At 46.2% G+C, this 23,096-nt stretch carries 36 protein-coding genes; 1 reads left to right on the top strand and 35 read right to left on the bottom strand.

All coding sequences use genetic code 11. The features are described from left to right. Nucleotides 1–4: 4 nt before the first annotated feature. The 29 genes from L1N85_RS10685 to L1N85_RS10825 form a co-directional block, all read right to left on the bottom strand. Nucleotides 5–2,254 (bottom strand): hypothetical protein, encoded by a 2,250-nt coding sequence (locus L1N85_RS10685; RefSeq protein WP_235237554.1) that lies wholly within the window; start codon nt 2,252–2,254, stop codon nt 5–7. Beyond that, on the bottom strand, nt 2,254–2,889 hold the full coding sequence (locus L1N85_RS10690) for a phage adaptor protein (RefSeq protein ID WP_235237555.1): 636 nt from the start codon (nt 2,887–2,889) through the stop codon (nt 2,254–2,256). Before L1N85_RS10690 ends, L1N85_RS10685 begins: the two co-directional genes overlap by 1 nt. A 13-nt stretch (nt 2,890–2,902) precedes the next feature. Next, nucleotides 2,903–3,487: a hypothetical protein gene (locus L1N85_RS10695; RefSeq protein ID WP_235237556.1), complete on the bottom strand. Its 585-nt coding sequence runs from the start codon at nt 3,485–3,487 to the stop codon at nt 2,903–2,905. Nucleotide 3,488: 1 nt separating this feature from the next. Next, entirely contained in the window at nt 3,489–3,842 is a 354-nt protein-coding gene (locus L1N85_RS10700; protein WP_235237557.1) for a hypothetical protein, read from the bottom strand. A gap of 137 nt (nt 3,843–3,979) precedes the next feature. After that, a complete protein-coding gene (locus tag L1N85_RS10705) occupies nt 3,980–4,159 on the bottom strand; it encodes a hypothetical protein (protein WP_235237558.1) in 180 nt (59 codons plus the stop codon). Nucleotides 4,160–4,161: 2 nt separating this feature from the next. Next, a complete protein-coding gene (locus L1N85_RS10710) occupies nt 4,162–4,515 on the bottom strand; it encodes a hypothetical protein (RefSeq protein WP_235237559.1) in 354 nt (117 codons plus the stop codon). 13 nt (nt 4,516–4,528) lie between these two features. Next, a complete protein-coding gene (locus L1N85_RS10715; protein WP_235237560.1) occupies nt 4,529–5,521 on the bottom strand; it encodes a phage head protein in 993 nt (330 codons plus the stop codon). A 14-nt stretch (nt 5,522–5,535) separates the two neighbouring features. Then, nucleotides 5,536–5,952, bottom strand: a complete 417-nt coding sequence (locus tag L1N85_RS10720) for a hypothetical protein (RefSeq protein ID WP_235237561.1) — start codon at nt 5,950–5,952, stop codon at nt 5,536–5,538. A gap of 6 nt (nt 5,953–5,958) precedes the next feature. After that, nucleotides 5,959–6,954, bottom strand: a complete 996-nt coding sequence (locus L1N85_RS10725) for a hypothetical protein (RefSeq protein WP_235237562.1) — start codon at nt 6,952–6,954, stop codon at nt 5,959–5,961. Between the two features lie 81 nt (nt 6,955–7,035). Next, nucleotides 7,036–9,159 (bottom strand): portal protein, encoded by a 2,124-nt coding sequence (locus tag L1N85_RS10730; RefSeq protein WP_235237563.1) that lies wholly within the window; start codon nt 9,157–9,159, stop codon nt 7,036–7,038. 32 nt (nt 9,160–9,191) lie between these two features. Next, complete coding sequence (locus tag L1N85_RS10735) at nt 9,192–9,440, bottom strand: hypothetical protein (RefSeq protein WP_235237564.1); 249 nt, start codon at nt 9,438–9,440, stop codon at nt 9,192–9,194. A gap of 4 nt (nt 9,441–9,444) precedes the next feature. Continuing rightward, entirely contained in the window at nt 9,445–10,989 is a 1,545-nt protein-coding gene (gene terL / locus L1N85_RS10740; protein ID WP_235237565.1) for a phage terminase large subunit, read from the bottom strand. Then, nucleotides 10,961–11,476, bottom strand: a complete 516-nt coding sequence (locus L1N85_RS10745; protein ID WP_235237566.1) for a transposase — start codon at nt 11,474–11,476, stop codon at nt 10,961–10,963. The genes terL and L1N85_RS10745 overlap by 29 nt, the downstream gene beginning before the upstream one ends. Nucleotides 11,477–11,798: 322 nt before the next feature. After that, entirely contained in the window at nt 11,799–12,338 is a 540-nt protein-coding gene (locus L1N85_RS10750) for an HNH endonuclease (RefSeq protein WP_235237567.1), read from the bottom strand. A 550-nt stretch (nt 12,339–12,888) separates the two neighbouring features. Then, nucleotides 12,889–13,359: a sigma-70 family RNA polymerase sigma factor gene (locus tag L1N85_RS10755; RefSeq protein WP_235237569.1), complete on the bottom strand. Its 471-nt coding sequence runs from the start codon at nt 13,357–13,359 to the stop codon at nt 12,889–12,891. Continuing rightward, nucleotides 13,356–13,562 (bottom strand): hypothetical protein, encoded by a 207-nt coding sequence (locus L1N85_RS10760; protein ID WP_235237573.1) that lies wholly within the window; start codon nt 13,560–13,562, stop codon nt 13,356–13,358. Before L1N85_RS10760 ends, L1N85_RS10755 begins: the two co-directional genes overlap by 4 nt. Nucleotides 13,563–13,573: 11 nt before the next feature. Then, complete coding sequence (locus L1N85_RS10765; protein ID WP_235237574.1) at nt 13,574–13,834, bottom strand: hypothetical protein; 261 nt, start codon at nt 13,832–13,834, stop codon at nt 13,574–13,576. A 61-nt stretch (nt 13,835–13,895) separates the two neighbouring features. After that, complete coding sequence (locus L1N85_RS27570; protein WP_328285197.1) at nt 13,896–14,360, bottom strand: hypothetical protein; 465 nt, start codon at nt 14,358–14,360, stop codon at nt 13,896–13,898. Then, nucleotides 14,360–15,400 (bottom strand): hypothetical protein, encoded by a 1,041-nt coding sequence (locus L1N85_RS10775; protein WP_235237576.1) that lies wholly within the window; start codon nt 15,398–15,400, stop codon nt 14,360–14,362. Before L1N85_RS10775 ends, L1N85_RS27570 begins: the two co-directional genes overlap by 1 nt. 178 nt (nt 15,401–15,578) lie before the next feature. Next, nucleotides 15,579–15,755: a helix-turn-helix domain-containing protein gene (locus tag L1N85_RS10780; protein WP_235237579.1), complete on the bottom strand. Its 177-nt coding sequence runs from the start codon at nt 15,753–15,755 to the stop codon at nt 15,579–15,581. A gap of 3 nt (nt 15,756–15,758) precedes the next feature. Beyond that, nucleotides 15,759–15,983, bottom strand: a complete 225-nt coding sequence (locus tag L1N85_RS10785) for a DUF3310 domain-containing protein (RefSeq protein WP_235237585.1) — start codon at nt 15,981–15,983, stop codon at nt 15,759–15,761. Between the two features lie 200 nt (nt 15,984–16,183). Next, nucleotides 16,184–16,585, bottom strand: coding sequence for a RusA family crossover junction endodeoxyribonuclease (locus L1N85_RS10790; protein ID WP_328285198.1), 402 nt, complete (start codon nt 16,583–16,585; stop codon nt 16,184–16,186). A 303-nt stretch (nt 16,586–16,888) separates the two neighbouring features. Next, complete coding sequence (locus L1N85_RS10795; protein ID WP_235237590.1) at nt 16,889–17,107, bottom strand: hypothetical protein; 219 nt, start codon at nt 17,105–17,107, stop codon at nt 16,889–16,891. A 189-nt stretch (nt 17,108–17,296) separates the two neighbouring features. Further along, the gene (locus L1N85_RS10800; RefSeq protein WP_235237595.1) at nt 17,297–17,710 is read right to left on the bottom strand and encodes a YopX family protein; all 414 of its coding nucleotides are present in this window, start codon (nt 17,708–17,710) and stop codon (nt 17,297–17,299) included. 13 nt (nt 17,711–17,723) lie between these two features. After that, nucleotides 17,724–17,873, bottom strand: coding sequence for a hypothetical protein (locus L1N85_RS10805; RefSeq protein ID WP_235237598.1), 150 nt, complete (start codon nt 17,871–17,873; stop codon nt 17,724–17,726). A 131-nt stretch (nt 17,874–18,004) separates the two neighbouring features. Continuing rightward, on the bottom strand, nt 18,005–18,181 hold the full coding sequence (locus tag L1N85_RS10810) for a hypothetical protein (protein WP_235237601.1): 177 nt from the start codon (nt 18,179–18,181) through the stop codon (nt 18,005–18,007). Continuing rightward, nucleotides 18,162–19,451, bottom strand: coding sequence for a replicative DNA helicase (locus L1N85_RS10815; protein WP_235237605.1), 1,290 nt, complete (start codon nt 19,449–19,451; stop codon nt 18,162–18,164). The genes L1N85_RS10810 and L1N85_RS10815 overlap by 20 nt, the downstream gene beginning before the upstream one ends. Then, nucleotides 19,417–20,301: a phage replisome organizer N-terminal domain-containing protein gene (locus L1N85_RS10820; protein ID WP_235237608.1), complete on the bottom strand. Its 885-nt coding sequence runs from the start codon at nt 20,299–20,301 to the stop codon at nt 19,417–19,419. The genes L1N85_RS10815 and L1N85_RS10820 overlap by 35 nt, the downstream gene beginning before the upstream one ends. A gap of 1 nt (nt 20,302) precedes the next feature. Next, complete coding sequence (locus tag L1N85_RS10825; RefSeq protein WP_235237611.1) at nt 20,303–20,443, bottom strand: plasmid partition protein ParG; 141 nt, start codon at nt 20,441–20,443, stop codon at nt 20,303–20,305. Nucleotides 20,444–20,588: 145 nt separating this feature from the next. Here L1N85_RS10825 and L1N85_RS10830 point away from each other — a divergent pair, with 145 nt between their 5' ends. Beyond that, entirely contained in the window at nt 20,589–20,810 is a 222-nt protein-coding gene (locus L1N85_RS10830) for a helix-turn-helix domain-containing protein (protein WP_235237614.1), read from the top strand. Here the strand turns inward: L1N85_RS10830 and L1N85_RS10835 are convergent. The 6 genes from L1N85_RS10835 to L1N85_RS10860 form a co-directional block, all read right to left on the bottom strand. Beyond that, on the bottom strand, nt 20,807–21,085 hold the full coding sequence (locus L1N85_RS10835; RefSeq protein ID WP_235237617.1) for a hypothetical protein: 279 nt from the start codon (nt 21,083–21,085) through the stop codon (nt 20,807–20,809). The two genes, L1N85_RS10830 and L1N85_RS10835, sit on opposite strands and share 4 nt — an antisense overlap. Before the next feature lie 116 nt (nt 21,086–21,201). Then, nucleotides 21,202–21,429 (bottom strand): hypothetical protein, encoded by a 228-nt coding sequence (locus L1N85_RS10840; RefSeq protein ID WP_235237625.1) that lies wholly within the window; start codon nt 21,427–21,429, stop codon nt 21,202–21,204. Next, nucleotides 21,419–21,622 carry a hypothetical protein gene (locus L1N85_RS10845; RefSeq protein WP_235237633.1) on the bottom strand — a complete coding sequence of 68 codons (204 nt, stop codon included), beginning with the start codon at nt 21,620–21,622 and terminating at the stop codon, nt 21,419–21,421. Before L1N85_RS10845 ends, L1N85_RS10840 begins: the two co-directional genes overlap by 11 nt. Then, entirely contained in the window at nt 21,619–21,846 is a 228-nt protein-coding gene (locus L1N85_RS10850) for a hypothetical protein (protein ID WP_235237637.1), read from the bottom strand. The genes L1N85_RS10845 and L1N85_RS10850 overlap by 4 nt, the downstream gene beginning before the upstream one ends. Then, entirely contained in the window at nt 21,843–22,196 is a 354-nt protein-coding gene (locus tag L1N85_RS10855) for a hypothetical protein (protein WP_235237640.1), read from the bottom strand. Before L1N85_RS10855 ends, L1N85_RS10850 begins: the two co-directional genes overlap by 4 nt. A 362-nt stretch (nt 22,197–22,558) precedes the next feature. Continuing rightward, the gene (locus L1N85_RS10860) at nt 22,559–23,086 is read right to left on the bottom strand and encodes an HNH endonuclease signature motif containing protein (protein ID WP_235237648.1); all 528 of its coding nucleotides are present in this window, start codon (nt 23,084–23,086) and stop codon (nt 22,559–22,561) included. Nucleotides 23,087–23,096 lie beyond the last annotated feature (10 nt).

Genomic DNA, 23,096 nt, shown 5'->3' on the forward strand with positions numbered 1-23,096 from the left:
GTTATCACTCCCCGCTTGTTCTTCCGATTAGCGTTTCTCCGAATATTTCTACCGGTTCATCTCTGTTATTTCTTAGGCGAATTTGAAAGTAGAAGCCCTGCCGAGGCAGTTTCAGCTTATTGCTTAGTCGTTGCGGCGCACTAACTAAATCCGTGTAATCGAGGTTAGCCCAAGCAGTGTTGTCCCATTGTCCCGCGTCCCAAACGAGATAAACATTCTTCAATGCTTCTTGCACCTCCACCGTACCCCTCATATGAATAATTGAGATATCCAAACTGGCCTTTAATGAATATTGTTTGAGCCGCAAAATGTAATAATCCAACATCGATGGGTATCCAGTGTCTTCAAACCAGATCATACCGGATATGCGGTCGTAATCCACTGGCGTTCCGACTGTTTTTGCCATGTCCGTCCAGTCGCTGTTAAGCGTGGCATCGAACTTCTTTAAACGTCCATCATCCCCACCAAAATAAACAACCCCCTGCCATTCGATCAGGGAGTTTATGGTGAGACCGGTCCACGGTCCGTACCATTCTTCATTTCGTGTGTCATATCCAAATACATATTGCGTTGCCCCGCGCTTGATTTGAAGGAGATACATGTTCCACTGGACGATATATTCAGCCACAGCAGCGGTCATTTCCGCCTCTGTAAAACCATATGCGGCCCAATCGACCTTATCTTTCATAAGACTTCGTGTGCCGTAATATCGACTCTTGGAATCGACCGCAACATTGACGATCTCATGCACCCCGTCGTCCGAAAGATACGGTATTGTTTGCCTTCCGTCCGGATAGGTGATCTTTCCAACGATAGACCGGGGAGCAATTACGCCGTTTATGGTGTTAAGATATTCTTGGAACGTAAAATTCGTGGAATCTGTTCCAGAAATGATGTTCCATCCCCTGCGCAACGGGACGAAACAAACATTATCAAAAGAGACTCCCGGACCGTTTACATAATCTCCAAGGCGGTTCAACAGGCCATAGAATGTTTGCGGGAAATAATCGAACTCGTCTTTCTTGGAGTAGAACAATTCCGCCGTTCCGGGGCTGATGAAGATATAATTGTTGTGCGTCCAAACGTATTTGCAACCTTTGGCGTTGATGTCCGGCAACACATTATTTGGATTCGATCCTCCATCATTAGCTGCTGGTGTGATATTCGCCACCGCTGAACCGTCATACGATTTTAAACTCCCGCCATCTGCAATGATTTTGCGATTCGTGAGCGCCTTATTCGTAAAGTCCGCGTCATAGATGTCTGCGCTATTTAGAGCATTGGTCATTGTAGCGGCGTTTAATTTGCCGTTATAAAAGCTGTAGAGACTCGTGCTGCTTGTGGCGAGTAATTCACCCCGGAATGATGTTGTATTAGCTGTGGGATAAGCTGCGCCCGACACAAGCGGCGTAGAACGGTCAAAGGTTGTTGTCGTTGTCTCCCCCTGCAAAGTTTCCGTGTTGGTCGTTGTTGAAATGTATATCCTCGTCTTGTTCGCATGGAACGGAACGGCTGGAACAGTGACTCGGAGTTTGGCTACAATGCACGTATTGGACGCTGGCTTTGCTGCTCCTGACACCAAAGCCGCCGATTGCGTATAACTGGTAGTTGTGGTGCTGCCTTGTCTCGTCTGCGTTCCGGTCGATGTGGAGATATAAACATTTACACTCGTCACGCCTGAGGGAAAGGTGGGCATGGTGGCCGTGATGGTACTTGTCGAGCCGGATGTGATAATGCTGGCTTCGGGGCTGACTTGGGTTTCCCCTACGCTGTTCACCCAAGTGTAAACTACAAAATAAGTCGCAGCTGGCAGAGATCCTCCTGAGGTCGCGGTAGTTAGTGAAGGTGCTGCCGTAGGATTGTCCACAGCCGGAGGCACAACAACGTTCACCTCTGCGCTTGCCTCCGTTTCCCCGTTGTCTGTGACATAGGTATACCGCACGTAGTACGTGCCGCTTGGAAGCGTGCTTGCCGCATCACCTACAGCGGAGAGTGTGGGAGCTGCACCTACGGAAACCGACTGTTTAAACGGATATTGCGTAAGATGTTTGATCGCCGCACCCAATGCGGGATTAATGACCGGCACGCTCCCCGGTCGTTGAGTTAAAGCGCGTAATTTGCCTTGATAGATATTATGGAGGCGGCGAGAACGCGCCAACGATAGGCTGGTCGGCTCGGAGGCCGTATCAAGTCCTAGAAAGCCGCCATCGGGCGTTTGAATCTGAACTTGCGGCTGAATCCCTGCGGGCATCATTATCCCCCCATATTGGCATCGTACTCGCTTGGCGGAGCTTGATTGCTTCCCCTCGCGGCTGTGGCGGCTTTAACGGCGGCAAATCTTGAAGCGTTTGCGTCTTGTGCCACCATTTTGCTTTCCTCAAGATAGTTCTTTGTATATTTGATGCGCGAAACTACCCACGAAATCAGTTCCCCATATCCTGCTGGCGGATATTCTGGTGTTTGTGTACCAAGTGTAATCTTAGCCGGGTACCGCAGATAATAAAGCCTGAACGTCCCGGATTGGTTTCGCATGTAAATTTTCGAGTCGGGACCGCCCCGGAACCATCCGTCCCCGCTGTCGAAGGAACGCAGGGGCCTTACCTGTTCGTACTTTTCTTGTCCTGCTGTATATTTGTAAACCATCTGCGGCTCGTAAAGGTTCGTGATATCCTGTGATGATCGTTTGAATGTGTAATATCCGCTTGTGGTTACACTTAAATCGTCGCTCCATGTGTCTAAAAAGGCTTTCCGGGCGTTTTGCTGGAGGAACATGTTGAGCCATTCGAAAATGTAAAAATCTTGATCGGTGTCCTCGCCCAGGTCCGGCATATCCTTTTTACAAGCCATTTTGATTATTGTTGCGAGTTGTGAGGCTGTGTAGGCACTCATTAGATCACCTTCCTTACCACCTGGAATCTATGACAACCGGTTCATTTCCGAGCATTTGATAGGCGGTTAATTGATTTTTCATGCCGTTGTATAACCGTTCATTTGTTTCGGACTCACGACGCGCATGTGCTTCTCCTAATTGAGACACAACACTTGGTTGTCTATAATATTTCAACAGCCCGTAGAACTGATAGATCGGATAATATCGATCATCCAGTTCGATTGCATTGGTTATCAACGTGAATGTGGTTAGATGCTTGTAATAGTCCACCACAAGCGTATCCGGAGCAATCCAAAGTGTACGAGGGAAAATGATCTTACCGTTGTAAATCCGGTAATTTACGCCAAACTCTGTGTCTATTCCTTCGTTAATGATACTTTGTAATCGCAAACGGTTTATAATTTTCAAATTTGTCGGAAGCGTATATTCTAACGCAGTTGCCGTAAGCGCTATTGATGACGGAGTTGCCGGTATGTTGATGTTCATGCCAATATCCGCATTCACTTGATTACACCAATTGATTACATCTTGATTTTCAATTGGTGTCTTTACTTCTTGTTCGATAAGAAACCGAATATCTTCCAATGTCTTCGCCATATCAAGCCTCCGTAAATCCGGTGAGGTTCACTTTTCCCAAAACCGCAGCTGTGCCGCTTGCCGCAAGTTCGGCAGAAACCGCGTTGCCTGATGTGATTGCGAGAGGTTGCGAAAACACTATTTGAAATCCGTTATGGACGTAGTCCTCCCATATGACTGCGGCTCCGTCTTTGATTTGCAATAGTTTAATAGCGGCGGCCCCAAATGATGCGGATACACCCGTAATATAATGGCGTTTACCGGTTACCGCCGCTTTTGTTGCGGTTGCTAGTGCGTTGTCCGCGCTGCCGCTTGCTCTCCATGCCGGAATGATGCTCAGTTCCCGTGAGATTCCCCGTAAGTTCTTCAATCCCATTTTCCGCGCCTCCATTTATTAATAACTGAGTTAAAAGTTCGTTTGTTTTCTTTTGTTCGATCAACAGTTCTTTTAAAATCCTATATTCAAGTTCCATAACGTACCTCCAAATACAAGAAAAGAGGGCACTAGGCCCTCTACTTGTCTTCCATCAGATTATTCTCCTTCAGCGCATCGATCATAGCGTTCCACCGCTCAATGCCCTGCTTTTCTGATTCACTCATACTGTCTTTTACGCGTTGTTTCGCGGTATACGGCACTTTGTGTTTCGGTTCGGAAGAACCCCCGTTACTGACTGTCCATGTTATTTCCTCCATGGCTACGTCCTCCTTCGCACCGCGACACCCCATGTGCCGGATGCAAGGTCTACCGTGCCAGCACTTGCATTATGCAATGCAATCCTGATGTTTCCGGCTGACGATACGCTAGCTTGATAAATTACACCTTGCGTATCATAAGGCGGATATAATTCAACTGCATCACCAAGCGCCGCTCCTGTAATTGCAATGGCGCTGGATAATGCAATCCCATCTGTTAAAAGCGAAGGCGGGTCAAAGGTGATTGTTGTGGATACAACCACCCTAGGTTGTGTTAGAACGCCGATCTTCAATCCATCGGCGGTAACAACTCCGGCACCGGCCTTATTACGAAAATCAACTCCACCTGTAGGCATTTGTCACCCCTCCTTAGACCGTTGCATCCGAGCCAATAATCCAGCTCCAATCAATTACGCCTTTGCCCCACAGTCCCACGACAGCATACTTAAATACTTCACTGTCGAAGTCGGTCTCATTTTTGAAATCCGGTTTGCGGAATTCGTTCCATTTGTGGTAACGGCGCATGCGGGACTTGTTGATCGCAAACCAGTTATACGCATTCGGCAAATATGGATTCACGATTACATCGAACGTGCCGCGATAGATGTTTAGCGAGAAATTCGCTTGGTTCGGAACGAACTTGGCCTCAGATTGATCCGCTTGCTTCGCGTTCATGCCGGCCAATTGATAGGCGACAGACATGAGGCGAGGAGAAACCATCAAACAATCGAACATAACCGGCATTTTGTTGCCTTTGGAGTCCGTCCAGTTTTGGCCCATGACCTGGCATTCGTGCCATGAGTCATAATCCAACGAGAGAGAAATTTTGTTCGTGTTCGTGTTTGTGGAGTTAGTAGGGCTCCGCGGATGATCGGTGGCGCACAGTGCTTTCCCGTCCGGGATCGCGGTACCCCCGACAATCGTTGCACCTTCGTAGTCCGTGCCTGTCGTCGTATAGGCGTTTTTAAACGGCTCCACGATCTGCAGTTGACGGGTATTGTAAACCGAATCTGCAAGGTTCGTGACTTCATTTTTGATTTCCTGATGTTTGTTGAAGTCAAACCAATCGCGGTCGATCTGCGTACCTGCCGAGTACTTCACCTGTGGGATTTGGGTCGGGAACAATTTTTCCCGATCTTCGTAATGTACCGATCGCCCGGTATCTGTCCACTTTTTCATGAGGCCGCGAGCGCCAACACCTTCATAGTGTTCGCGCTCTTTTGTCGTTTTACCGACTTCGCACAAAAGCGGAATGTAATCTATTTGTTGACTTTCGGCCTGCGTGAACACCTCGCGTACAATTGGCTCATAAACCGTGTTGACTTCCTTCATGGATTTGTAAGTACCTGTCATAATGGGCATTTATGTCCGCCTCCTTAGCTGAGTTGGCGGTTTTTAGGCCGCACGATTGCTTTTGTATTTGCTGTGTCTACCGAGAGAATTGCCCAAGCGCCGTTTAACACGTCAGCCGCGTTAAGGTTCAGGCCTCCTGCTGCGATATCAGCTGTTCTTTGTCCTGCCAAAAAAGCCGCATCCGGCGTGCCCGTGTAATCGGCCACAAACTCATCACCAGGTCGCGCTTCAATCACATCGATAAAGTCCTCTGCACCGGAAGTGAATGTTGGGCCATTATAAATCCCTCCGACAACACCGTCGGCAACAGCACTTTCCCATCGTCCGGATACAACCTGCAAGGTCTGACCGTACGTAAACGTAGTGGATGCTTTTGCTTTGATGTTGCTGATCATTTTCGGTTGTCTCGAATCGCTGTTTTGTCTCCATACAAATGGCATATTGGTTTACCTCCTGCTTTTAAGTAGTTGATTTTGCCGCTGTACACCCTTGATGTTTACGCCAAATTCCTCCGCAAGCGCAATTTGTGCCGGGAGTAACGATCCTTCATCGGGCGGCGTGGCGGTCTGTTCGTTAACGTGACCTCTCATACCCAATTGTTGCTGTTTGATGATCTTTTGTTCGGCTGATTTCTTCGTTTGAGCCGAAAGAGTATCACGGTGAGCAAGTTCAAAAGCATCGATAGGGTCATAACCGCGTTCTATCCGACTTTTCATCTCGGCCGTGAAAAACTGCGGTTCCTCGCCGCGGGTGAATGCTTGCGAATCATCTACCAAATGCGGGTACTTTTGGTACAATTCACTCCATTTCGATTGTCTTGCTTGCTCATCTTCTTGCCGTTGGCGCTCTGCACGCTCGTTCTCGCGCTCTCGCTTGGTTTGTGCGGCCTCTTTCATAAGAGGGTGATTATCTAGCCATGCCTCTACTTTATCGGGGTCTAAACCAGCATCTTCGGCTTGTTCGCGAAGGTCGGTGCGTAACTGGTTGTATGCTTCTTGTTCTTTCTGTTGGTGCTGTTCGCGCAATTTAGGCAGATTAGCGATGAGTTCCGCATGGTCCTTGTATCCTTGGAGTTGCGCGACTTCATCCATGGCTTTCTGTTGCTCGGTTAACTTGGCCCTCGTTTTATCGAGCGCCATTCCCTTTTCGAGCAATTCAGGAACCTGGGATTCTTCAACCTCGACATCTTCTTTGTTGTACTTAATCTTGTACTTGCGGGTGTCGGTTGGTTTTTCCTCGGTTTCCTCGTCCATTTTCACTTCCGGATCGTCCTCTTGATCTATGGCGGGATCAGTAGGTTCGTCCATCTTTGGAAATTCAATGTCTTTCTTTTCCGCTTGCTTGGGAGCAAGACCGAAACTATCAAAGAGCGCCTCGGTGTCCGCGTCCCTTTCAACTTCAATTGGCGTTTCCAAGCTCTGGCTGGCTTGATCTTCGCTCATGTAAATCCTCCTAATCGAATCCGCTATGGCAGGCGGTAGAATTGGCACAACAAAGGCCGCCCCACGACTGGAAGCGGCCCGTTAAACTCTTTGCAGTTGTCTTTCCGCTTTCATGCGATCAATATCGATCTTCTCTAACTGGATAGCGCGGTTAAATTCTTCTTTGTCCGCATCCATCATCATCCGTTGTTGCTCTGTTTGTTGTGTAATATCGTCTTGTGCCATTTGTCCTAGTTGTTGTTGCATCATAGCGGATTGTTCTTGCAACATTTGATTTTCCTGTTGAAGTTGTTGCATCTGCAACATGATTTGTTGTTCTTGTTGCATCCGTTCTTCGATTACCGAAAACGGCTCAAGGCGACCGTTATCAACAACATATTTAAGTGCTCTTGCATCAATCGTCGGCATTCCCGTGGCCGGGTCGATAGTTTGGAATAACATTTGTGCCGTTTGCACCCAGTACTCTCGATCCTTCGGCCTTTCAACGCCAATAGATACCGTTATATCGTATTTCGGTACGTATTCTTCAACAACCGGAACGACTTCATCCACTTCGTTCCCGTATTCATCCAGTACCTTGTTGCCGGTTTCGTACTCCGTCTGCACCTGGTTAACCATCGAATCGCGGCTGAAGGAGTATGTTTTTCCTGTGATCCTCGTTATGCGCTCGGTGGTGTAATACTGCGCGTCAAGCTCGATAAGCTGCTCTATTACCTCTTTTACTGCATCCTCGATCAATTCAGCCGCCGTGCTTAAACGCCCTTGAGAAGCCGATATAAGCGCCTCAGACTGCCGTCCAGAGGTCACGTTAGGATTAGCCGCGCCATTCGCAGAGTCGAACATGCCGGGGATCTTCTGCAGCATCTCCAAAAAGTGCTGCATGTACTGGAATATACCAGGATTCGGCGGCACTCCCTGCAACTCCTTGATTTGGTTTACATCGCCCTCAACTGGTAACATAGCCCCGGCCTTGCCGCGAATTCTGCGCCAAATCTGTTTGATCGGCTCGGTAATTCCCGCAGCAGTACCGTATGCAATCGCGGAATTGCCCATCTTGGACGTAACCTCAATCGCCAACTCGCAGAACCGGTTATACATCGTTTGCGGGGATATCATGTCCCGCATGTACCCTTTGCCCCATGGATTGTCTTCCTCGGGGAACAATGTCCGGGCAACGATAGGATATTGACCGTGATCGTATACATAGGACTCATGCGAGAGAAATACGCCATTTGTCGTTACGTATAGAAAGTGGACACCCTTCATCTTTCCTTGGGATTTGGCTATGTCGATACTCGGGTCTTTGCCTTCTGCAAGCTTCTCGTTTGCGCTATCCTTGAACCGCTTAATATCCTCGTCGCTCATGTACTTGGGTATACCCTTATACATGTATCGTAAGACGTTCGCTGTTGTGCGGTTGTCCTCCGTCTTGAGCGTGGTTCCCATGATCGTGTTGCTGTCTCGGTCGAATATCTCCGACTCACTTGACCGATTGTCCGCCATCACCTTAGGACCTTGCTTCGGCCAGCGTTCCCGGATATAATCCAGCGTCATAAGGTAGTTAATGATGTGCGCCCGGCCTTTTTGGAGATAAATAAAGTCCTTTATCGCAGGGTCCGGGAAGAAGCTACCGAAATTAAGCGGCACAATATCGTTTTGTCCGTTCCATCGGTTGTTTCCTCTTCCACCCTCAATGGTTGGATCGTGCATGACCTCGTAAATCAGCGGACCGTGAATGGCCATTCTGCGCACAGCTCGGATATGTTTTTGTTTGAACTTTATACAGTTAAGCTCGTAAGGAATATAAGCGTTAAGGAGTGCCGCCCGTTCCTCGTCCCCCGGTTCTGTGGCTTCAAATGCCGGTTCCGGCGTCCATCCGGTCAGCCTGGATACGATGGACTCAATCTGGCTTCCGGCATAGTTCCCGACATATTCCATGCGCTCGGGATAAGGCCCATTGTCAGGCGGTCGTAAGTCCTTCCACTGGTCGCCTTTCCACATCTGCTGCTCTTTGCGCCATACATCTTCCATGCCGGAGCGCTTTTCTTTGTAGATTTGATAGTCATAATCGACCATCATGACTAACTTTTGTTCGTCTTCTGTGTTTATTTCCTCGTCCGTGACTTCCGGTTTCGGTTCGGTGTTGTTGAATATACCTTTGACTGCTCCGAATACTTCCGTTGCTTTGTCCAGTAGTTTTGCCAATGTATCACCTCCAACACATAATAAAAACGCCTTTATTGGCGTTCATCTTCGTCAATATTAATAAGTTGATTGCCCCAAGCTGCGTACACTTCCCTATTCGGCTTTGTAGGCTTCGCGCCTACTTCCTGATACGTTACAGGCTCCCGACTGATTAGGCGCTGTATTGTGTCGTTTTGGCGATATATGGTACGTTGCAAGCTGGTTATATACGAATAGCACACACTGCCGATAGTACCCATGAGAATCAGCGATACGACGGATAGTAATGCAATGTCGTTCATTCAATCACCCCCATACACTCGATGCGCTATTTTGTGCGAAGTCGTCAAAGTCGCTGTCTAAGGTGGACTTGTTCGGTTTATATTCCGGAGTCGCCGACCAAGGTTTCAGCTCAGCTACAAACGAATGTACAATCTCGCCAGCCATAGAAGCCGTATCGACTTGGTCGTCATGCTTGCCCCGCGGGAAGCTTAACAGTTCGTCTTCATAATCCGTCAACCATTTCGCATCCTCCCTGTGATAGACTTTGCCGACTTCGTAACGAGCCGCAATAACGAGTGACCGAGTTACTTTGTCTTTGTCAACCTTAATCGGCTTTATGTTCATACCCTCACGGGTGCATTCCTGAATTAAGTTCGTGCCGAATGTCTTATCCTCGATTGCTTGGAACTTTGGTTTGAACCTTTGTACCATCTGCTTCATTAGTGGTTTTTGATCCGGACCAGTAATACGTGTTCGGTAAACGTCATCCAGTAGCAAATCATTATCCGGTGTCGTAATCCAGGTTGATACGACGAAGGGGTCATTGATCGTCTTCTCGCTGTTTGCGGTATCTACCGTCTGAAACTTCCAACAAGCAGATTCAAGGTATTTCTTGTCACCGACTTGCAAATATGAGGATCCAAGATGCTGAATCCTTTTGAAGTATCTAAAGTGTTCTCTTTTGAATATTGTTCCACCGGCTGCGCTTGGACGTTGCTGATAGAGTGCATTAAACACATATGAACCGACATCTGATTTGATTTGCTCCAACCGGTGCGCATCAAAACCAAATTCGGGCCACAGCGGTTCTCCTTCTTTACGACCAAGGAAATCATTACTCTCTGCAATCGCCGGAAAGTTTATCACCGTCCACTGTTCGCCTTTGTGAGTGCCCTCCCGAATCTCGTCAGCTTCTTTTTTGAGCAAACGTCCTACAAGATCGTCCTCATGCCAACGTGTCATTACGACGATGATACAACCGTCAGGCGTTAAGCGAGTGTACAAAGTAGATTGATACCAGTCCCACACCTTTTCACGCATGACCTCAGAGTTGGCTTCCTCTGCATTCTTAACAGGATCGTCGATAATAGCTATCTTTGCGCCCTTACCAGTGATAGCACCGCCTACACCGGCAGCAGTCACGCCGCCTCTGTATCCCTCTGTGCCCCACGATTCAGCCGATTGGTTTGCTGGATCAACACTAACTCCAAACATATCCCGATTAGCTATAAGCGTGTCTCTGGCAATACGAGAAAAGCCCCGACTCAGATCAACTGAGTACGAGGCTAGTATAATTTCATCACCGGGATTGCGTCCCACATGCCATGCCGGGAACTTCTTGCTTACTCGCTCACTTTTTCCGTGTCGCGGCGGCATTGTAACGATAACGCGCTTGAGTGTGCCCTCAGATACTTTGATAAGCGTATCATCGAGTACGTCAAGGTGTGCGCCGTCCCTGTCCCTGAATTCGCTGTCTACATCTACGAAATAGGAAAAGTCGCGCCGCGCTAATTCATAAGTGGCTTGTTCCTCTATTGCTTTAAGTTGTGCTTGACTTAGTTTTAGCATAGGCTCTCAAATCCTCTACGCTTAATCCACTCAAGTCTATTTTATTGGTCATGTGACCAGAGTGTTCAATGTCTTGTTTATCACGCCAAGCTGCAGGCCGTCTGTTCTTCAGCCAAAATATCTGCGCCGTCGTGTCCGGGTTAACCATCTTGCGAACAATCTTTGTAACTGCAATCTTCTGTTCTCCATCGTCTCCGAGGATTGGATCACCTGTAACTGGATTGAATAGTGGTTCTTGCGTTACTTCGTCATATTCAAAGCCTAACGCTCTTTTGTACAACGCATTCTCGACCTTTATGTCTGCTTCATCCTTCGAACCTTTTAAGGACTCCACTAACTCTGGATGATCCTTCTTGTATGCGTGGAATGTTGATACTCCTACATCAAGGTTCTTTGCTATATCCTCGTCAGTCAATCCATCCCTCGCCCATGCCTCTATTAGCAGTAGTTTGGGCTTTACATGCGTATCGTACTTACCTACTGCCATCTTCAACACCCCCAAAAGTTCATTTATACATCGTTTATGCAAGAAATAAAGTATTTACCCCGTGTTTGAGATCACTTTTCTGCTACTTTCATTCACACACTTGTATAATTCATCAATATTTATACCTTCATCAGCATCATAATTGACCATTGTCCGCGCTTTCCAAGAGAGAACGTTGTGAGTGAGTATGGTATATGTGATGCGTAAGCCTGTATCATTTCCATATCCCATCATTCATCACCCCCAAAATATGCCCACATAGCAATTTGCCACAGGATTAGATTACATACAGCCAAAAATACTATGTCATCTGAAGTATTCACTACAACGTGTCCCCTCTTAAATTTGGGAGGTACCTCGATCTATACGCAATAGCTTCTCTCTCTGCTTCTTCAATGCTATCAAAATATCCAACATGTTTTAGAGATTTGTTAAACGTAAATCTAACATGCCATTTTCTTTTCTTTTTGTGCCACGATACCCCGCGTATACCTGTTCTGCTATTAGATTTTGCACCTTTTATATTTTGTTGGTTCTCCGCTTGTGTCACTACTCTTAGGTTTCCATCAGTATTATCTAATGTTATATGGTTAATATGATCTACGACCATTCCTTTAGGCGCATTCGTTATCCATCTGTGCAAACAGACTATATCGCCTACTCTAGGTTTCATACTCGATGGTAAATTACCATGCACATAAAATGATTTTTTGTTTTTGGCTAGAGCTACTCGCCAAGTATAAGGGAATTCTTTTACTCGCTCTAGCTTGTCTACACTTATAAGTGTTTCCTGTCTACCATACTTGGGACTGTTGATGATTATAGCTACAACATCCCCGCGAACCTCATACTCGTTTTTCATACTGATCCTCCTTTTTTTATGGGGAGGAAGAGGTGGGAGTTTGCCCCACCGTTCGTATCTTCCATGTTACAAACGCAAATAGCCACCTTTCGGCAGCTACATGCGAGAGCATTGCATAATCGCGTCACGCATTGGGTACGTAGACGGCAGGATTGTTCAATTTAATTTATGTGAAGCGATATGGGTCGCTTATCACCTTAGTTACGTGGTCATGGGCCATTCTCCCATGAATAGCAGCATTCTATAACGGGTAGCAGTTTACTGCTTTCTGGCCTTATTCCGCATCTACAATCAGTCAGTGGGAGCTCGGCTTTCTCTCTCCGCGCCTGTAGATTGCGCCGGGGCTCACCAACGCGTATCTGCTTTATAGTCTTAGCGTTCTCTTCCGCCACCACGATATATTTTCAATTGTAGCCGTAGCTTATCAATTGCGGAACCGTCATAATAGTGTTATTTCAGAACGCTGTGTGAACGTCTCGTGATCATCAAGAATCGCTCACCACAGCATCCTATAAAAAAATTTTACCACATAATCATAATCATAATCATATCAAGAAACAATCAATTTTGTGCTAGCGTGGTTCTCGATATGTGGCACCTTTGCTTTCGTGAACCTTAGTGCGTCACTCAGCTTGTTTAGCGCCCGTTTGTGCTGCCTATCTACTGTTGCTAAGCTTATGTTTCGCTGATCAGCAATCTGTCGCAATGTAATATCCTTTATCCATTTCATTTTGATTACAATCCGTTCGTCCTCTGTCAGCACTTCTAGAGCGCCTTCTAGGTCTTCTACGATTGTTTTATATTCTAAGTAGTCCTCATAGTCCTGATACGATGTATGCCCCATGTCTGCCGGTTTACCTACCATTGCAAAGAATCTTTCTGGTGCCCCTGATCCCCCACGCATCCCCGAATAGTTGGCTATTCCTGCACTTGGCACAGATATGTGTCTTTCGTATCGGGATACCGCATACTTGTAAGATAGGAATGATTTGAGCGCTTGCGTTATCTGCTCCTTGTTCATTGTCGGCCCCTCCTTAAAGCTTTTTGCACCATTTGATGCCTTTTCCATGCCGCGTCTCCATCACCTGTCCGATAGATGGTTGGCATTACAATTTGCCTTATCGCCTCTTTCTTCGGCGGCTCATATAATAAAATCGCTCCGATGGACAATATGAATACGAAGCCTATGAATACAGTCATAAAAACACCTATCGTTATATCCATTGTGTTCACCCCTATCTGTCTTTGGTTTGAAATACAATTGCTAATCTACCTATATACAATCCTGTTCTGCAATATATATCATCTCGTTCTTTCCACTTGGCGCTGAAAAACTTCGCTTTCTCTTCGTGTTTGCTTTTCCACCAATCGCCTTTTAATAGCGACCAACTAAATGCTGTCATATAGCACTTTGTTGTTGTCATCCAATGGAATGATCGATGCCGGACTTTTTTGTACTCTCTGCTATCAAACAGAAAGCGTTCGAACAGCGCCATTTCCTCACCCCTCTGTTTGAAAGAGCGCCCCGGTTAAAGGCGCCCCATTGATTTATTTAAGCTACTCGATTGATTTCAGCTCTTCGTACAATTCCTTCGTGCGTTCGCCGTTTTCATACCGTGATATGGCGTTCGCAATGTTGATTGCCCCAAACATGCCTGTTGGGATCTTCTTGTATTCCTCCAGCATGAATTTTGCATTATCCATTACCGCATGCCATTGTTCCTGAGTAATCTCATCCTCGACCACTTCATACGTAGCTTCGAATATGTCAGGCTTGCACGGGTATACCTCGCCTTTCACACCTTGGATAATGTAATCGCCGTAATCACCTTTCATGACGCCCTCTAGCGTACTTATTTCGCACCAGCTGTTCTGCGAATGATCGAATGGTCCGCTGCTTTCATCGCCACGCCGTGTGATAATCTCATTCGTATTTACTTTGTCATGGAACCAATCCGGCCAACCATCAACGCCATATTTAAAAGCTTCAATCACAACTGGCTTCTTCCGATACTTTGCCATTACGCTACTGCGACCTCCGACTGTTCAAGCCTCGATAGACGCTCGTCGATTCTTGCTTCAAGGGCTTTAAGTTCTGCCCAAGTTGCCGGCTCATCATCCGATCGTAGAGTTCCGTTTTCATCCACTGGTAATCCGCTTGCGTTGCTTTCCTCTTGCGGGCGAAAGTCTAAGACCGGAACTTCGGGAGCCAAAACCCCACTGACTTCAGCGTTAGCTTCAACAGTTTCTCCTTGAAACGTTGCTGCCCCGTTATCGCTACCTCCTAGGAGTGGCGGAGGTGTAATTGCTGTCCATTCCTTCTCGAATACATCACGCTTAACGAGTTCAAAGCTTTCGTCTGGCTTTACAACTTTGATGATGCTCCCCCAATCCTCGGACTTGAGGAACGTTTTGATTGCTGCATTGATCTCTTCAGCTTCATTTGGCGTAACGTCGATTACGGCTTGTGCCTGGCGCTCACCCAATACTTTCGCTTTTTGGTAGTCATCAACTTGGCTTTCCAAACGAGCAATCTCTGCTTTCGCCTCTTCCAGCTGGGCTGCGGCATTGTCACGGTTCTTACGAGCATCGTCACGTTCAGCGATTAATCGGACCGTTTCGGCTGTTTGTTCTTTCAGCTCACGCGCAGCCGTTTGACATTCTTGTTGCAGGTCATAATTTTCTTTAATAAGCTTTCCGTTTTCTTCTACCCACGCATCTCTTTCGTTTTCAATCTGTTCCAGTTCAGCCGAATGTTCGCTAAGATTCTTGCGGCGATCGGCCTTTACCACCGCATGAATGATGTTAATGAGTTCAACCGGCAATTGAGTGAAGTCCACGCCAGGAATAGCGAATGTGATTTCACTATGTATCTTTTCCTCAATTGCCTGCTCCTTTTCCGCTTTGTTGATTCCGTCCAGTTGATACTGTACATCAGCCTTACGCTGCTCAAGTTGAGTTATTTTTGTAGCGTCACCTTCCGCACCCTTTTGCCTTTCCGCCTGCAGTTCGTTATTTATGAACAGTAGGTCAGTCTGTAATTGATCCTTTTTTTCGTCCAAAATAATCCCTCCGTTCGATGATAAAATGCTATTTATCCATACTGTAATAGTAGCAAAAAAGTAGTAAAAAGTCCAGTGTTTATAAGGGTTTATGGCGGTTTTTACAACTATTTAATTAACTTAATCAATGATCAAAAATGTGCTATTAGTCCATGTAATTCAATATTCATTCAGATACCTAAAATTCACCTAAAACTTCTGCTATCCTTAGCAACGTAAATACGTTTGGCTCATAAAAATTTTTTTCATAATGGCTGATGCATCGACCCGTGCATCCAACCATCTCTCCAAGTTGATTCTGCGTAAGCCCTCTCGATTTACGTCTCAATTTCAACCGCTCCCCGAACATTTCCATGGGTTATGCCTCCTTTTCGACTTTCTCTATCAGTCGGTTAATGTACCACTGCGCCTTCTTCAGATCCTCGATGCCGTTCTTCTGCTTCCACCTCCACAGGTACTTAATCGCATTGGCCGTGCATACAGCTTCAATGCCGGTTAATTCGCATGTAGCTGCTTCCAATGCGTCGATGCACTCCACTTTACCGGCTGTATAGTGTGATGGACTGTTAACCATGTCGTTCATCTTAAATCCCCTTATACGCCTCATACAGGCGTTTTGATTTTAACCGCTACATTTACTCTATTAATCTATTTAAACTCGTATACGACTCTCTCAGGCTGGTCTGATGATCGGTTTAACGTCTAACAGATACCCGACCAAAACATTATCATCCGTGAGAGCGAGGTAAGTACCGTTTAAGCGGATGTATTTGGTGATGTTCTTCATGCAATCCACTCCTCAATCTCGATTTCGATCCTCGGCGTATCGCTATACCACTTGCTGCTGGACTCCTCAACCACTCGGTTATCATCTTTCCAGGCGATACCGTTTAGAGCGTCAAAGCAACCTTTTACGACATTGTCGATATCGGGCTTGACGATAGGGCGCTTTGTGCCGTTCCTAGCCGCCGCCTTATCCGCTTTTGACCATGATTGGGGTATTGGGTAGTAAAATCTCATCCGTACGCTTACAGGGGCATCTATGGCTGTCTTGATGTGCTCTCTCGCCGCCCAGCCGATTCGACTTTTGTATGCCATGTATCTTTGTGCGTCTGTTTTCACCCATTTACCTCGTTGTGTTGTTCGGACCGCGCCCATTGGGGTTATGTCGATTGTTATCTTCATCGGCTTTTCCTCACCATAACTTCCTCGTTACCAAGTTGACGCAATGTTCTGGCATAGCGGTATGCTGAGAATAAGTCCATTGGAGCGCTGACGAATCCAAAACGGGTTACTACAGTGTGTATTTTCTTAGTCATGGGTATCATCCTTTCTTTGGGTTATTCCGATAATTCATTTTGTTGATTTATTCGATTTATCTAACTTCATGCACTTAGCAGAACACCAAACAAATTTACTTCGCACTCCATAATGTTGGAATGGCTTATTGCAGCAATGACATTTCACAACCACCATGCGCACCCCGATTCAGATAATGTCCAGCAGATCTATTTGTTCCTCTTCCGCTTCCTGCACTAAACCCTTCTCCACCCATGACCGCGGCACCGTCAATCGTTTCACTCGATAGCCACGTTCGTCCAGCTCCGTCAGCATCTGCCCTGCCTTACGCGGCTCTATATTATGCCTTTGCCATGTTTGTTCGGTATGCGCCGTCCACTGCCAATGTATTTTTGTGGATTTAAACATGCTTACTCCCCTTTATCTCGTCTATCAGCCTAAATCCCAGCTGCCTTATGACTCGCCTAATGTGTGACTTTGTTCTCTCGTCGCTTGCTTTAGCCAGTTCTTCTTGAGCGTGATGTATTTGATCCTGTATGGTCATAGGGTGGTACCCTCCTCTATGATTGGAAAATCTGTACACGGCTGCCGCTAACGCTAAGCAATTTCGGTCGAATCGGGGGCCTTCGGCAAAAGATCCGGGTTAGCGTAGATGTTGCCGATGATCTCTAGTTCTTCTGTCATTTGCAAAGAACATTTGTAGCTTTTTGAGTTATCATCTAGGAGCTCTGCATACCATCCGGTGCATTCATAGTCCTTATCGTGTTCATTTGGATATGTTCCAAATTTGATTACATAGGTGTATTCGTTGGAGTTTGCAAAAACAATGTCGCCATCGTAAATTTCAGCTCCTGTATGATCTTTGTGTCCTGTGTATTGCATGATAATCAGCCCTTCTTGCTCAGTTATGCGGTCTCCATCAAAGTCATACAAACTGATCTGACCGATTCCAACATTGATGTACATGCTGTCTACATTCGGATCCCAAACTCTAAATTTAAACTCACGCATATTCATCTCTCCCCTACCCTTCTAGATCCTTCTTGTATTCCAGCTCGTTTCCGCAATGACACACCTTGATCCGCTCGTAGTTCTCTTTGCTTGCAACGTAGTTCAATTTCGTCTCAGACCGGCAAGAACTGCAAACCCAGAGCCTCCACACTTCTTTTTTCATTCGTCATCTCTCCCTTAGTTGATTTAGCTGGCTCTCTAGCTCACGCATTTCCGCCGCCATCGACATACGCTTATACCGACAAGGTTCTAGCTCCACCGATTGAATTAATCGCAATATTCTGACTTGTAGATTCACGATTGACCTCCAAACCGGTATTTGTCGGCTATATTGCACAACTCGTCATACAGCGCCATACCCCGTTTATAGTCTTGCGGCTTGATGATTGGATTCTCCAGATATTCAGCACCTTTTACGATTCTTGCGAGTAGCTCATTGTACTCGTCGTCATTACGTGGCAAGTTCCTCATACTTTTGAATCCACCCCTTGAATAAATATTTGAACTGGTTAACTCCAACGTCCCGGCCTTTAGCGATGATGGACTGAATGACTTTACCTTCCCGGTGCGTGTCCTCCGGATTGTGCCAAAGGAACTCAACCACATCCGCATCCTGCTCAATCTCCCCGGAGTCTCTCAAATGCTCCAGTTTGGGTTCGTCCTTTCCGTCCCGGCTCAGCTGCGCCAGCATGATGAACGGACAATCTAGCTCTAACGCAATCTGTTTGGCCGTCCTTGTGACGTATCCAACTGCCTGCGATCTTGTTTCGCCCTTCTGCTGGACGATCTTCATGATTGTGAGGTAATCAACGACTATCGCCCCCAAGCGTCCATGCTTCCGTTTGAACTGTCTGGCAGCGGCCCGGACTTCATCAATCGTCACGTTCTTGGCATCCTCAATATGTAGTGGCAGCTTTTCGAGAATGTCATAAGCATCCCGGAGCCTTTTCATTTCCGATTCGTCCATCTCTTTGCGCCGGATCCGGTTTCCCGATATTCCAGAAGCCGGTGCAATCATCCGGTTAAGAAGTTGGTTCCTTTTCATCTCTTGCGACCACAGAAGAACATGCCCGGCGTTTTGTTCTGCAATCCCTCGCATCATCTGCAGCGCCTTGGCTGTCTTCCCTACACTTGGACGTCCGGCCAGTACATACAACCAACCCCGGCCAATGCCGCCCATCCATTCATCAAATTGCCTAAATCCGGTGTTTAAGAAATCATCCTTCTGCCCCAGGTACTCAAAGTATTCTTGCCGGGCTTCCGCTAAGCTTTTCATGTCTCCGGATATGGACGGCCGTACTCCTAATGCGATCCGCTCAACCTCTTGGAATAAAACTTCGTCGTCGCTGTAATCAGCATCCATGGATAATTGCGTTATCTTTATGCCTGCTTCATTCGCCCGGCGCCGGTATGACCGACTCCGGATGATATCGGCGTAGTATTTCGCATGGGTAGAAGTCGGTACGGAATTGGCGAGTTTTGCAAGGTAGCTGACTCCCCCGGTCTCCTCCAGCCGATCGTATTGCTGCAACATGGCCGTAATGGTAACAAGGTCACTCGGAAGATTGCGCTTGTACTGGTATTGCATCGCTTTCCAAATCAGCTCATTCGCTTCAATGGTGAAATCTCTCGGCTCTAGCATCTCAACTATGTCGTCTAACACCTGATTGTCTAAGAATACCGCACCCAACACGGCTGATTCTGATTCAATGGTTTGAAGCATGTCCATATTCAAACTCATCCGGATTCCCTCCATCTTGCACCCACTTGTTGAATGCTATTTCTCTTCTTCTGTAATCAAGTTCGGAATCAATTTTTGGCGCTGGTCGGAAATATGCAGCTTTGTTATTCCCATTGGAACGCCGGGTGCTATCGAATATAGCTGTATCACGAATAGCACCTTCGTAGTATTTCAATGTTCTTACGTTTTCTCTGAACTTGTCTTTCATGACTCCTATAATCAGATCAGCTGGGAACTCCTTGAGCAGATCAGTTAAAAGGGGACTGTCTTTGTACGGCATGTCGATCATTTTATGCATCAGCTTGAAAGCGATCCTTACTTTTTCGAATGGATCCTCGGGTAGAGTAGTATTATTTTCTTTTTCTAGTTCTACTTCTAACTCTACTTCTGTTGCGTGACTTTCGTGTGACGTCCCGTGAACTGTCCCGTGACTGTCCCGTGACATTTTCAATAATTTCTGCTTTTCACGCTGTTTTGCTTTGCGTAATCGCTCTTTTTCCCTAATTTTATCCATCGATTCGACATTTTGATGTTTTTCCCAATTAGGAATATAGATGAGTCCATCCTCTGTAATCTCGATCATGTCGAACGGCTTAGTCGAAAATAGCTTTAATGCAAGCTCAACCATCTGCTGCGTTTCGTTAAACAATGTCGCAAGCATCGCTGGTGTGTAGGCGCAGCCTTCGCTTAAGTAGATCCAACCGGCCGCGTTTGTTTTCCCTGCCTGTATGAGCAGTTGAAACCACAGCAGAACGAGTGTCCTTCCCTCAGGCATGGATTTAATGAGCTTTACTTTCTCATCCTCGAAAATGTCTGTAATAACCTTGATCCACTTGATGTCGCCAGCCATTTTACACCGCCCATTTTTTCTTGTACTCTTCAACTGCTCTCATGATGAACTCTTGCATCGAAATGCCATGCTCGGCACAGAACACTTTCAATCTCTTGTGCTCATTCTCATCGAATCGGACTGGCAAAGCTTTTGGTTTCATATGATCAACCTCCGTATTTGTCTTGATATCATTGTATCATATATTTACCGTTTTGGTATATATATTTACCAATTAGGCTTATATCGTTTACTTATTAAGCTGGACGGGTATTATAGAATTAACTAATAAAGAATGGGTGAACGTTATGATCCGTCCGTTATTGTCTGAAATGATGGGTAAACATAAGATTAAAAGCTTCTCTCAGCTCGAAAAGGAAACCGGTGTGTCTCGTCGAACGCTTGCGAAAATATACAACGGTGAGGGCGGAGGCATCGATTACGACACGCTCAACGCCCTCTGTAAGTTCTTTAGCTGCACTCCTGGCGACCTGCTGGAGTATGTCCCCGATCCACCTAAAGGGGACTAACCTCCCCTTACTAAATCGAAGTAATTACGTTTCCTATTGCGAACAATGTAATCTAACCCTTCCTCAGTCTCTACCCAAGCTCGGATAGCTTTCCAGTTTCCGAGGTTCTTACATACGCCGAGCTCCTTCATATCCTCCATAGGGAAATCGACGTTGAAGTTAATCAATTTCCCGTTTTCGAACACAATAACTTTTCCCTCAAACCAGCGGTGACTTTCGAAAGAAGAAGATACATTTACGATACAGTGCGATATTTCCAGGTTAGCGGTTTCCATATTTCTTGTACCACCTTTCAGCGTCCCAATTTAGAATGCGAATTATAAGTGCCGTTAAATGTGCCCGAAAGGTATCACGCAGAGTTACTTTGTACTGCTGGATATTGCCACTTTCATCAGGATGCGGCATGCGATTCCTCCAACTTGCGGATATGTGATTCTTTAATCTGGATTTGATTCATTGCGTAGCTGATCGCATCGTCTCTTTCTTCTACTTCTTGCTGTAAATCTTCTATGGCGTTTAATAGAGTCTGTAGCTGCGGAATTGGCATCATGACGTAAACGTATTTGAGTTCTATATCCCTTTTCGCTCTCTGTATGATTTGCTGCAGATTACCACTCATTTGGCCACCGCCCGTCATAGTTCTCAATCTCACTTTTTAAGCATTCCAAGCACATGAATTCAGATTGTTTACGCCCCATCGGATGTACCACTGTAGTTAACAATTCGCCGTTAATCACCTTGCGTAACGGCATTTCGATCATATCTTTGTCCTCGGATGATTCATTGCAATATCGGCATGTTATTTCACTCATTTCACCAGCTCCTTCAACATCTCTTTTAGTTTGTCGTTCTCTTCGGAAAGCTCTGTTGCAAGAGCATTTTTGTCCTTCAATGCCAGGATCAGGCTTTCGACCATAGTCTGAGTAACGGGATCTACTCTCACGCGCTCAAGGTGATTGCTTAAGCTGCTTGCTGCCATTTGGAGGTAAGGTTGGGCTAATTCGTGCAGGATTTTTTGGTGGTCTATACGGTTCATTCCGATTCCTCCATTAACTCTTTGGCATATTCATACTGCTCTTTTGTGATTTCAATATTGATTGGCTCGTACGCTTCGCACACACCTTCAAAGTCCATTGAAATAAAAGCGTCGTTGCCGTATTTTTTGGTCAATATTTGTTTCCACTTTGCATGGTAATCTTTGTGTTCCTCAAAATCAGAAACAGTCGGAACAGCTAAATCTTTGCGGACAATCATGTAGGCGTTTTGGATGTCATTCATGGTTACGTCTAGATTCTCATCGTCCCAATCACCCACATCGATATTCGCCGCCAAATACCTATCTGCATTCGTTTTATTGCGCAACACCATTACAGGGATTTTATTCATTAGGTTGATTCCTCCAAAAGTTTAGTTTGAAACTCTACCAACCACTCCCGGCCGGCTCTTGTATAATCTGCAAAATGATGGCACGTGCTAGAATCGCTAGAAGGACCGCAGAGGCGTACGAGATCGTTTGCGGTACATTTACCCTCCATCGTCCACCGCCGCTTTATATGGGCTTGCTCAAGCGTCCAAACGTTGCTTATGTGCTTGCCGCATCTCTCGCATCGATCTTGGGAGCGAATGTTGACCTGTTGGCGAACAGAGGAGCTGATAGCCCCGCGCTGCTTCGCCGTTGGTTTGTTTCGTTTGTGAGTGGGTTTCGGGACCGGTTGGAATGGTAATCCCATAGCTTGTCCTCCTACACGTTATTCGACGTGAGTCCATGTGTTCCGAAGAACAATTTCTCTAACGGCATTTATTGTCAAACCGTATTTTTTTGCTAGTCCGTTGTATGAAAGATCGCTCTTGCGATTTGTTCCTCTTCTGTAACTGTTTCTGATTTCCCGTACAATATCAGGAGTAACTTTTGCTTTGTTATTTGATTCTCCGCGTTTTACTAAATCAGGTCTTTTTTTGCTCCAATGATCATCGCCGACTGGGAAATTTCTTTTTCCGCTTCTGCCCTTTTTGTACATATCCAGCAAGTTTTTGCTTTGTGTTCCGACAGAAAGGTGTCTTGGATTAACGCAATTTCGAACGTCACATTCATGCAGAACGTTCATTCCATCCGGTATATCTCCATAGAAATGGGTGTATGAGTACCTGTGGGCATATACGTGTTTTTTGTTGGAGTAATAATGACCATATCCATTTTTGTAGATGCAGGCTTTCCACAACCAACAATCGCCACTAAAATCTATTTTTTCGGAAAATCTTTTAGGTAGTGATTCCATATCTACCGCC

Origin of the sequence: Paenibacillus alkaliterrae, from assembly GCF_021532375.1 — a bacterium.
Taxonomy (GTDB): Bacteria; Bacillota; Bacilli; order Paenibacillales; family Paenibacillaceae; genus Pristimantibacillus; species Pristimantibacillus alkaliterrae.

What these genes read in the sequence shown, in the direction of transcription:
- L1N85_RS27570 (WP_328285197.1), bottom strand. Translation starts at nt 14,360, where the DNA reads ATGGCAAAGTATCGGAAGAAGCCAGTTGTGATTGAAGCTTTTAAATAT.
- terL (WP_235237565.1), bottom strand. Translation starts at nt 10,989, where the DNA reads ATGCTAAAACTAAGTCAAGCACAACTTAAAGCAATAGAGGAACAAGCC.
- L1N85_RS10705 (WP_235237558.1), bottom strand. Translation starts at nt 4,159, where the DNA reads ATGGAGGAAATAACATGGACAGTCAGTAACGGGGGTTCTTCCGAACCG.
- L1N85_RS10760 (WP_235237573.1), bottom strand. Translation starts at nt 13,562, where the DNA reads ATGGATATAACGATAGGTGTTTTTATGACTGTATTCATAGGCTTCGTA.
- L1N85_RS10820 (WP_235237608.1), bottom strand. Translation starts at nt 20,301, where the DNA reads ATGGCTGGCGACATCAAGTGGATCAAGGTTATTACAGACATTTTCGAG.
- L1N85_RS10810 (WP_235237601.1), bottom strand. Translation starts at nt 18,181, where the DNA reads ATGAGGAACTTGCCACGTAATGACGACGAGTACAATGAGCTACTCGCA.
- L1N85_RS10855 (WP_235237640.1), bottom strand. Translation starts at nt 22,196, where the DNA reads ATGAATAAAATCCCTGTAATGGTGTTGCGCAATAAAACGAATGCAGAT.
- L1N85_RS10755 (WP_235237569.1), bottom strand. Translation starts at nt 13,359, where the DNA reads ATGAACAAGGAGCAGATAACGCAAGCGCTCAAATCATTCCTATCTTAC.
- L1N85_RS10745 (WP_235237566.1), bottom strand. Translation starts at nt 11,476, where the DNA reads ATGGCAGTAGGTAAGTACGATACGCATGTAAAGCCCAAACTACTGCTA.
- L1N85_RS10840 (WP_235237625.1), bottom strand. Translation starts at nt 21,429, where the DNA reads ATGAGTGGTAATCTGCAGCAAATCATACAGAGAGCGAAAAGGGATATA.
- L1N85_RS10765 (WP_235237574.1), bottom strand. Translation starts at nt 13,834, where the DNA reads ATGGCGCTGTTCGAACGCTTTCTGTTTGATAGCAGAGAGTACAAAAAA.
- L1N85_RS10725 (WP_235237562.1), bottom strand. Translation starts at nt 6,954, where the DNA reads ATGAGCGAAGATCAAGCCAGCCAGAGCTTGGAAACGCCAATTGAAGTT.
- L1N85_RS10695 (WP_235237556.1), bottom strand. Translation starts at nt 3,487, where the DNA reads ATGGCGAAGACATTGGAAGATATTCGGTTTCTTATCGAACAAGAAGTA.
- L1N85_RS10835 (WP_235237617.1), bottom strand. Translation starts at nt 21,085, where the DNA reads ATGGAAACCGCTAACCTGGAAATATCGCACTGTATCGTAAATGTATCT.
- L1N85_RS10700 (WP_235237557.1), bottom strand. Translation starts at nt 3,842, where the DNA reads ATGGGATTGAAGAACTTACGGGGAATCTCACGGGAACTGAGCATCATT.
- L1N85_RS10750 (WP_235237567.1), bottom strand. Translation starts at nt 12,338, where the DNA reads ATGAAAAACGAGTATGAGGTTCGCGGGGATGTTGTAGCTATAATCATC.
- L1N85_RS10710 (WP_235237559.1), bottom strand. Translation starts at nt 4,515, where the DNA reads ATGCCTACAGGTGGAGTTGATTTTCGTAATAAGGCCGGTGCCGGAGTT.
- L1N85_RS10690 (WP_235237555.1), bottom strand. Translation starts at nt 2,889, where the DNA reads ATGAGTGCCTACACAGCCTCACAACTCGCAACAATAATCAAAATGGCT.
- L1N85_RS10825 (WP_235237611.1), bottom strand. Translation starts at nt 20,443, where the DNA reads ATGAAACCAAAAGCTTTGCCAGTCCGATTCGATGAGAATGAGCACAAG.
- L1N85_RS10795 (WP_235237590.1), bottom strand. Translation starts at nt 17,107, where the DNA reads ATGTTTAAATCCACAAAAATACATTGGCAGTGGACGGCGCATACCGAA.
- L1N85_RS10805 (WP_235237598.1), bottom strand. Translation starts at nt 17,873, where the DNA reads ATGAAAAAAGAAGTGTGGAGGCTCTGGGTTTGCAGTTCTTGCCGGTCT.
- L1N85_RS10715 (WP_235237560.1), bottom strand. Translation starts at nt 5,521, where the DNA reads ATGCCCATTATGACAGGTACTTACAAATCCATGAAGGAAGTCAACACG.
- L1N85_RS10780 (WP_235237579.1), bottom strand. Translation starts at nt 15,755, where the DNA reads ATGGAAATGTTCGGGGAGCGGTTGAAATTGAGACGTAAATCGAGAGGG.
- L1N85_RS10790 (WP_328285198.1), bottom strand. Translation starts at nt 16,585, where the DNA reads ATGAAGATAACAATCGACATAACCCCAATGGGCGCGGTCCGAACAACA.
- L1N85_RS10830 (WP_235237614.1), top strand. Translation starts at nt 20,589, where the DNA reads ATGATCCGTCCGTTATTGTCTGAAATGATGGGTAAACATAAGATTAAA.
- L1N85_RS10845 (WP_235237633.1), bottom strand. Translation starts at nt 21,622, where the DNA reads ATGAGTGAAATAACATGCCGATATTGCAATGAATCATCCGAGGACAAA.
- L1N85_RS10735 (WP_235237564.1), bottom strand. Translation starts at nt 9,440, where the DNA reads ATGAACGACATTGCATTACTATCCGTCGTATCGCTGATTCTCATGGGT.
- L1N85_RS10815 (WP_235237605.1), bottom strand. Translation starts at nt 19,451, where the DNA reads ATGAGTTTGAATATGGACATGCTTCAAACCATTGAATCAGAATCAGCC.
- L1N85_RS10785 (WP_235237585.1), bottom strand. Translation starts at nt 15,983, where the DNA reads ATGAACGACATGGTTAACAGTCCATCACACTATACAGCCGGTAAAGTG.
- L1N85_RS10720 (WP_235237561.1), bottom strand. Translation starts at nt 5,952, where the DNA reads ATGCCATTTGTATGGAGACAAAACAGCGATTCGAGACAACCGAAAATG.
- L1N85_RS10850 (WP_235237637.1), bottom strand. Translation starts at nt 21,846, where the DNA reads ATGAACCGTATAGACCACCAAAAAATCCTGCACGAATTAGCCCAACCT.
- L1N85_RS10800 (WP_235237595.1), bottom strand. Translation starts at nt 17,710, where the DNA reads ATGCGTGAGTTTAAATTTAGAGTTTGGGATCCGAATGTAGACAGCATG.
- L1N85_RS10860 (WP_235237648.1), bottom strand. Translation starts at nt 23,086, where the DNA reads ATGGAATCACTACCTAAAAGATTTTCCGAAAAAATAGATTTTAGTGGC.
- L1N85_RS10685 (WP_235237554.1), bottom strand. Translation starts at nt 2,254, where the DNA reads ATGATGCCCGCAGGGATTCAGCCGCAAGTTCAGATTCAAACGCCCGAT.